The organism is Pseudomonas sp. FYR_5 (assembly GCF_043106315.1).
Lineage (GTDB): Bacteria > Pseudomonadota > Gammaproteobacteria > Pseudomonadales > Pseudomonadaceae > Aquipseudomonas > Aquipseudomonas putida_Y.
The window spans coordinates 96,998-102,997 of record NZ_JBICMK010000081.1 but is presented as its reverse complement, the minus strand read 5'-3'; the positions used below and the strand labels follow the sequence as shown (position 1 = coordinate 102,997).

The following is a 6,000-nucleotide window of genomic DNA, read 5'->3' as shown; positions in this document are numbered from 1 at the left end:
GCAGCCATGGTAGGGGCGGGTTTACCCGCGAAGAGGCCGATACAGGTTTACATCATCGCGAGGCGAGCGCCGCGTAGCTGTTCATCAGGTTGCGGTAGTTGGGAATACGCTGCGACAGCAGGTTGCCCAGCCCTTCGATGTCGTTGCGCCAGTCGCGGTGCAGTTCGCAGGCCACCGAGAACCAGTTCATCATCTGCGCACCCGCCTGGGTCATGCGCACCCAAGCCGCTTGTTGCACGGTTTCGTTGAAGGTACCCGAGGCATCGGTCACCACGAACACTTCAAAACCTTCCGCCAGCGCCGACAGGGTCGGGAAAGCCACGCACACATCGGTCACCACACCGGCGATGATCAGTTGCTTGCGGCCCGTGGCCTTGATTGCCTTGACGAAGTCTTCGTTGTCCCAGGCGTTGATCTGGCCCGGACGGGCAATGTACGGCGCATCCGGGAACATTTCTTTCAGCTCGGGCACTAGCGGGCCATTCGGGCCTTGCTCGAAGCTGGTGGTGAGGATGGTCGGCAGGCCAAAGAACTTGGCCAGGTCGCCCAAGGCCAGCACGTTGTTCTTGAATTCGTTGGGCGAAAAATCCTGCACCAGCGAGATCAGACCGGTCTGGTGGTCGACCAGCAGCACCACGGCGTCGTCTTTGTTCAGGCGCTTGTAATCGGGTTGGCTCATGGGGTGACTCCTTGGGTTGGGATAACGGGCCGGCACTGCCCGCAGGGGTTATACCGGTGGATAGCATTGGCTTAAGAAAGTGTCTGCGCCTGCCGCCAGGCCTTGGGTGGCTGGCCGACCAGGCGGCTGAAAGCACGGGTGAAATGGGCCTGGTCACAAAAGCCGCATTCCAGGCTCACGTGGGTGATAGGCGCCTCGGTTGCAAGCAAGCGCTTGGCCTTTTCCATGCGCGCCAGCAGGCGCCAGGCCTGCGGCGAAAGGCCGGTGTTGACTTTGAACGCGCGGGAAAAATGGCTGCGGGTAAGGTTGCATACCGCGGCGATCTCGATGATCGACAACGGGCTATGCAACATCAGCTCCTTGGCCCGGCGCAGCCGCGCGGGCGTGAGTGCGCCGGGGGTTTGCAGCGGCGCTTCGGGCGTCCCAGGGTACATGGCGACTCTCCTGTTCAATGCAGAAAGTCTCGCCCCCGGCACATGACGAAGTCCTGAGCCAAACCTGAATTATTGTTAATTGTGCGCTGCTGGCCCTGAGCGTTTTGCCGATACCTTAAGATGCGTTTCGTATTCAGCTTCTGGCCGCTACCCGCGGCCGGCATTCAAGGCGAAAGAGGTATGCAGGAAAAACCCGCACACCGCACCGTGGCCATGGTGCTGTTCAACGATGTGCTACTGCTGGATGTCACCGGCCCCATGGATGCATTCGCCATCGCCAACCGGTTCTTGCCAGCAGAACGGCAATATCGGCTGCTGACCTTGGCCGAGGGACAAGCGGTGGTACGCGGCTCATGCGGCCTGAAGGTAGTGGCAGACCGGCGCCTGGAAGACTTGCCGGAGGCCGTCGACCTGTTGCTGGTCCCGGGCGGCCCAGGGGCTTATGCCGTCGCCTTGCCAGGGATCGAGCGCTGGCTACCCAAGGCCGTGCGCCAGGCCAAACGCTTCGGTGCCATCTGCACCGGGGTGTTCCTGCTGGGTCGGGCCGGGTTACTCAATGGCTATCGCTGCACCACCCACTGGAATTACGTGGAGCGCCTGGCACAGGCGTTTCCCGAGGCCAAGGTGGAGACCGAGCAGATTTATGTGATGGACCGCTGCCTGATCACCTCGGGCGGTATCACTGCAGGGATCGACCTGGCACTGGCGGTGGTTGCCGAGGACCATGGCAAGGCGCTGGCCCTGGAAGTGGCCAAGGTGCTGCTGGTTGCCCGTCATCGTCAGGGCGGGCAGACACCTTACGGACCGTTGCTGGCTGCGGTTCCACGCGATGACTCGCCGATTGCCCGGGTACAGGCCTATATAGTCGACCACATCGAGCAGGCATTCACCGTGCAGAAAATGGCCGAACTGGTGGCCATGAGCGGGCGCAACTTTGCCCGAACGTTTCTGCGCGAGGTGGGAATGACGCCGCTGCAGTACCTGCAGAATGCGCGCATCGACAGCGCGCGCAAGCTGCTCGAAGGCAGCGACCTGCCGTTAAAGGTTGTGGCAGCGCAGTGCGGGTTTGGCAGCGACCGGCATTTGCGCAAGGTATTCTGTGAGCGGATTGGCATGACGCCGGCGCAGTATCGGGCACAGTTTGGTGGGGGATGAGCGCGGGCCACTCCCACAACTGACCGCAGCCACCGTCTCTTTTTTCAGGACAATGTTTCTTCCCGACATCAGATTGTCTAATGCCAGCCCAGCCTCCAGAATCGTCGGCCAACCTGTAATAACGCTGCCCCGGCAGCTCATGGAGTAAGAGCCAATGCCACACGAAGGCAGCCTTCTGCAAACTGCAGTGATCTTCCTGCTTGCCGCCGTCCTCGCCGTCCCCCTGGCCAAGCGCTTGCAACTGGGTGCCATGCTCGGCTACCTGCTCGCCGGTGTGGTCATCGGCCCGCAAGCACTTGGCCTGGTCCACGACACAGAAAGGGTGGCGCACATTTCCGAACTGGGCGTGGTCTTGCTGCTGTTCATCATCGGCCTGGAGCTGTCGCCCAAACGCTTGTGGCTGATGCGCAAGTCGGTGTTCGGTGTTGGCACTGCCCAAGTGCTGCTGACCGGCGCGGTTATCGGCGCCATCGCCCTGTTCGGCTTCAGCCAGACGCTGCCCGCGGCCATCGTGCTCGGTCTGGGCCTGGCGCTTTCGTCAACCGCCCTTGGCCTGCAGAGCCTGGCAGAGAACAAACAGCTCAATGCCCCGCACGGCCGTCTGGCGTTCGCCATCCTGTTGTTCCAGGACATCGCCGCGATCCCGCTGATCGCCTTGGTACCACTGCTGGCCGCCACTGGCCCGGACACCAGCAGTGGCGACAGCCTGGAGAATGGGCTGAAGGTATTCGCCAGCATCGCCGTGGTCATCATCGGCGGCCGCTACCTGTTGCGCCCGCTGTTCCGCACCGTGGCTCGCACCGGCCTGCCGGAAGTGTCCACTGCCACCGCACTGCTGGTGGTGATCGGCACCGCCTGGCTCATGGAACAAGCCGGTATTTCCATGGCCCTGGGCGCCTTCCTCGCCGGCCTGCTGCTGGCAGACTCGGAATACCGCCACGAGCTGGAATCACAGATCGAACCCTTCAAGGGCCTGCTGCTGGGGCTGTTCTTCATCAGTGTCGGGATGGGTGCAAACCTGCACCTGCTGCTGGAGATGCCGCTGGTGGTGCTGGGCCTGACCCTGTTGCTGGTGGCCGTGAAGCTGGTGCTGCTGGTCGGCACCGGTCGCCTGGCCGGCGGCCTGAGCGGCGCCAGCGCGCTGCAACTGGGCATGGTGCTGGCCGCCGGCGGCGAGTTCGCCTTCGTGGTGTTCAAGCTGGGCAAGGACCAGGGCCTGTTCGATACCCAGACCTACGACCTGCTGCTGATGACCATTACCCTGTCGATGGCCATCACCCCACTGCTCATGATTGGCTGCGCCCACGCCCTCAAACGTGCGCAGCCAGTGCGTGAAGTGCCCGAACATTACAAGGCCATCGACGCCGGCACACCGCGGGTGGTAATCGCCGGCATGGGCCGCATGGGCCAGATCGTCGCGCGTATCCTGCGGGCACAGAAGATCCCGTTCGTTGCCCTGGAAACCTCGGTGGATGCCATCGAGATGACCCGTATGTTCGAGCAGGTGCCGGTGTTCTACGGTAACCCGCTGCGCCCCGAGGTACTGCATGCGGCCAAGGTGGGTGAGGCGGAGTACTTCATCATCACCATCGATGACCCGGAAGCCGCCATTCGTAGCGCTGAACGGGTAAAACGCCTGTACCCGCACCTGAAAGTGCTGGCCCGGGCGCGTAACCGCCAGCACGTGCACAAACTGGCGGATGTGGGCGCCGAACCGATTCGCGAGACATACCACTCCAGCCTGGAAATGGCCCGCCGGGCACTGGTGGGGTTGGGCCTGAGCGATGAACAGGCGGCGGACCGCATTGCACGGTTCACCCAGCATGACGAAGAGGTGCTGGAGGCCCAGGGGCAGGTACGTGATGACCGGGCCAAGGTGATGCAGACGGGCAAGGAGGCGCGGGTGGAGCTGGAACGGTTGTTTGAATCGGATGCGGATTGAGGCCTTTTGGCGCATGCCTTGAGGGTTGTAGTGCCTGTGAGATCGAGCGCCGCCCGCGCGGCGCTTCGCGGGTAAACCCGCTCCTACGTCTGTTTCGGGCCAGTTATTCCTGTGGGACGCGCACGCGAGCCCCCTGGCGCACGCCTCGATATCGCGTCGTACAAACAAGGCGGTCGCGCGCGCCTGGCACAGGAGGGACTGGCCAGAAACAAACGTAGGAGCGGGTTTACCCGCGAAGCGCCGCGCGGGCGGCGCTCGATCTCATGGGCGCCCAAAAACTATCGCCAGGCACCTGGAAGCCATCCTGCAATTTCCTGACGATCACCTCGCCGCCATGACGCGAACACACAAAAGCCATCACAAAATCGTCTAATTCTCAGCTGGGTCCTACTTCCCCGCGAACCATTTCCTACGTTCACGCCAATCCCAAGGAATTATCCTACGCATCGTGTCGACGCCCATCTGATTGTCCGGGGAAGGCCTGCTCTCTAGGCTGACCGGGTCGCTGTCGGTTCAGCGATCGGGTGTGGAAACCCGGATGTGATGAAGGGCTGCCGTTATGGCAGTTGTGCGCGTGAGGCCGTTTGGCCTACCGGCTTGCCTTCTCACCGGTTTTCCACCCCGCGCACAACTGCCGCCTTCTGCGTGGAAACGGGTGGTTGCAGTTCAATCCTGGAGAAGGAATTGCCATGAAAAGAATCGTCCCCGATCCACCCCTCCCCAACACCACACAACGCTCTTTCAGCCGCTGCGATGCCGGCCATCCCCCATTGTTCACCGTAAACCCCGGCGTTTCCGCCCACGATGCCCTGGTGCATGTCGCCCAATACCTGCGCGGTGCCTACGACTGTGGCTACAAAGCCTTGGAGCATCTGGATGACACAGGCAAGAGCCTGTTCTGGAGCAACCTGAACGCACTCGAAATGGCAGAAGGTTTGGTTGAGGCATTGCTGGATGGGATTGAGTCACAGCCAATAAGTTGAAGTGATTTACATCAGCCCTGAGCAGGCTGCAATGACTAGCCTGCTCTGCCCAAATGCCGGAAATACCCTACACGACGCGTCACCCTCCATCTGATTGTTAGGGGCCCCCCTTCGCCATAGGCTCACCTGGCCGCCGCCACATCAGCGACTGTTCCCAGTCAGGTATTTCATTGAGCCCCAACAGCCCAGCCGCAAAAAATGCCGAAAAGAAAGGCCAGAACTCCTGGCTGGACGAACAATTACCCGACCTCAGAACACTTGCGCGTGAACTACGCGCCCAGGCTATCGAAGAACTAGCGCCTGCTGATTCGCATGACGCTGCAGTCGAGGTTGCTGCACTGCATCTGGGCTTGGACAGCAAAAACGTTGAGGTAGTCAGCATCAGCAGCCCACTGGGCGACATCCGGATTCAGCGCAGCTGTATCTACCACATCGTCGAGAAGAGACAGGACGCCCGGGAACGCTATGTAAAGGTAGCGCTGGATACGTTAATCGGACCATTTGAGGTATGGCAGGTCGCTTACACCAATGACACTTTCAGGCTGGCCTTCATCGGCGTCTACGAAACCAGGCGCCAGATGCTGGTAATCGTGCCCCTCGACAACGGCAAAACGCTGTGGAATTTCATGCAGTGCGATGCAAAAGCACTGAACAAACATCGCCACGGGCTGCTGCTCTACAAGCGGTACAATTTTCTGCCAAGAAAAGAAAAGGGCCACTGTCACCAGTGGCCCTGTATTTGCGCTTGATATTCATATACACACCCTCAAGCAGGGGTGTGGAGGTCTCACCCGACGCTGATGATTC

The 6,000-nt window shown here is 61.1% G+C and carries 6 protein-coding genes; 4 read left to right on the top strand and 2 right to left on the bottom strand.

Annotation, left to right across the window (positions count from 1 at the left end; all coding sequences use genetic code 11):
* Positions 1 to 52: 52 nt before the first annotated feature.
* Positions 53 to 679 (bottom strand): isochorismate family cysteine hydrolase YcaC, encoded by a 627-nt coding sequence (gene ycaC / locus ACF8RA_RS13970; protein WP_003253573.1) that lies wholly within the window; start codon positions 677 to 679, stop codon positions 53 to 55.
* A gap of 71 nt (positions 680 to 750) precedes the next feature.
* Positions 751 to 1,113 (bottom strand): AraC family transcriptional regulator, encoded by a 363-nt coding sequence (locus tag ACF8RA_RS13965; protein WP_020192890.1) that lies wholly within the window; start codon positions 1,111 to 1,113, stop codon positions 751 to 753.
* Between the two features lie 180 nt (positions 1,114 to 1,293).
* Here ACF8RA_RS13965 and ACF8RA_RS13960 point away from each other — a divergent pair, with 180 nt between their 5' ends.
* From ACF8RA_RS13960 to ACF8RA_RS13945, 4 genes are all read left to right on the top strand, one after another.
* Positions 1,294 to 2,268 (top strand): GlxA family transcriptional regulator, encoded by a 975-nt coding sequence (locus ACF8RA_RS13960; RefSeq protein ID WP_176682851.1) that lies wholly within the window; start codon positions 1,294 to 1,296, stop codon positions 2,266 to 2,268.
* Positions 2,269 to 2,422: 154 nt separating this feature from the next.
* On the top strand, positions 2,423 to 4,210 hold the full coding sequence (locus ACF8RA_RS13955; protein WP_339442837.1) for a monovalent cation:proton antiporter-2 (CPA2) family protein: 1,788 nt from the start codon (positions 2,423 to 2,425) through the stop codon (positions 4,208 to 4,210).
* A gap of 689 nt (positions 4,211 to 4,899) precedes the next feature.
* The gene (locus ACF8RA_RS13950; RefSeq protein WP_209969199.1) at positions 4,900 to 5,193 is read left to right on the top strand and encodes a hypothetical protein; all 294 of its coding nucleotides are present in this window, start codon (positions 4,900 to 4,902) and stop codon (positions 5,191 to 5,193) included.
* Between the two features lie 170 nt (positions 5,194 to 5,363).
* A complete protein-coding gene (locus tag ACF8RA_RS13945; RefSeq protein ID WP_392487779.1) occupies positions 5,364 to 5,942 on the top strand; it encodes a PBECR2 nuclease fold domain-containing protein in 579 nt (192 codons plus the stop codon).
* The last annotated feature ends 58 nt before the right edge of the window (positions 5,943 to 6,000 follow it).